This window comes from Virgibacillus sp. DJP39, assembly GCF_049310925.1.
In the GTDB taxonomy this organism is placed as follows: domain Bacteria; phylum Bacillota; class Bacilli; order Bacillales; family Amphibacillaceae; genus Virgibacillus_F.
In genome coordinates, this window is the sequence record NZ_JBMERP010000168.1 from 1 (window position 1) to 1,742 (window position 1,742).

A 1,742-nucleotide genomic window follows, 5' to 3' on the forward strand; every position below is an offset into this window, starting at 1 on the left:
TGGGAAAGGAACGAGGCCGCTGAAAAAGTCTCTTATTTTAAGAGCTCCAAAAAAGAATAAGAAAAAAAGGGGCATTTTTCCAAGTACTAAGGAAAAATACTCTACTTTTTATAAGTAGGAGGCTATTTTCCTCCTATTTTTCATTCATTAGTTTGATAATTCTTTTCATATTGGTTACGAATATGGTGGCTGCACCTTGGATTTTCATGCCGAATAGACCCGAGGAATTGGCTCTTTCATACCCGTGTCTGTGCTTAATTTCACTATTTTTTGCTTCGATTTTATACCGCTCTTTGGCTAATCGTTTAAATTCATCGGTTTCCTGAAATGCCTCTTGATCAGTATGCTCGGTGGACTTAATCGCCACTGAATAGGTTTTGGTTTTTGCCCCTTCTTTGTAACAACCCTCACGTAGCGGACATGCTCTACATTTTTCCACATCAAAGTAATATTTTAATTGTGCATTTCGAGAAGAATCTTGCCTCTTTTTGATGGATTTTTTGGTGGCTAAATGCCCTGCCGGGCATACATACATATCTGCATCCTTGTTAAATTCGAATTCAGTTCCTTTGCGTTGTCCATTCGTGATTACTGGGTGTAATTTCGATACTAATCGAATATCCTTTTCTTTTGTATATTGTATATTACTCCTGCTGGAGTACGCAGTATCTCCAAGAACTACCTTGACTGTCATTCCATTCTTTTCGCTGCTTTCTACCAATTCTTTTAAATACTTCGTGTCACTTTTTTCACCAGACGTTACCACAGCTGCCGTAATAATGCGCTCATCGGAAATCGCAATATGTGTTTTATAGCCTAAAAAAGAGTAGTCCGCAGCCTTGTAGCCTTTTCGGGCATCCGGATCTCCACCATAATTAGCTTCTTCATGGATATCATCGATGACTTCCTTTACTACATTGATTTTTTCTTTAATGGCAGGTAGCTTTTTTAAATAATCATCTTGTTCAATGACATCGAGTAAAGCATTTGTATACGTGATTTCTTCTTCTAATGAATTGGTGGTCGGCTTGGATGGAAAACGCTCCTTGATCGATTCCTGATGTTGATAAACAGTTTTTCGCAGTAACTTGGATTTCTCCTGTACAAATTCTGTGGCTGTTTTCGAATGAAAACGGGCTGAAGTATGGGTGGCATCCACGATCAAAGTGTTGCTTGCCAATACTTCGTGTTCCAAAGCTAACGCAACCGTCTTTTCCACTAATGTACCCATCAAGTCTTTATCCACTAGACGAAGTCTACGGAACTTAGTCAAAGAGCTAGAATGGATTACGGAAGCTTCCGGTACAAGTTCCAGAAAATATTTAAAAGACAAATCAAACTTTGCCCGCTCTACTAGGTCCGCATCGGATAAATCATAGATTTGCTTTAAAAGCAGATATTTAAACATTCGTACTGGAGGTTCAGCATTTCTTCCGTTATCCAAACAGTACTTTTCTTTTAATTCCTCTTCAATAAAGCTGAAATCCACTAACTCTTTCATTTGGCGAAGGAAGTTGTCTTTTGGAATCAACAACTCATACAGTTCAGAGTGCGCACTTAATGGCAAAGATGGTTGACGTTCTAACACTGGAAATCACCGCTTTTCTTTTGATAGTTCTATTATAAAACATTTGTGTGTCTTTTTGGCATTTCTGCTGAATTTTCAATGACTTTTTCAGCAGCCTCGAAAGGAACAGTCTGAAGACCCCGCAGTGAGCGGTTTTTGCTCCGAGGAGGCTGAA

At 38.9% G+C, this 1,742-nt stretch carries 1 protein-coding gene; it reads right to left on the minus strand.

The features are described from left to right. Positions 1–133: 133 nt before the first annotated feature. Positions 134–1,588, minus strand: coding sequence for an IS1182 family transposase (locus ACOI1D_RS21535; protein WP_422504235.1), 1,455 nt, complete (start codon positions 1,586–1,588; stop codon positions 134–136). Positions 1,589–1,742: the final 154 nt, after the last annotated feature.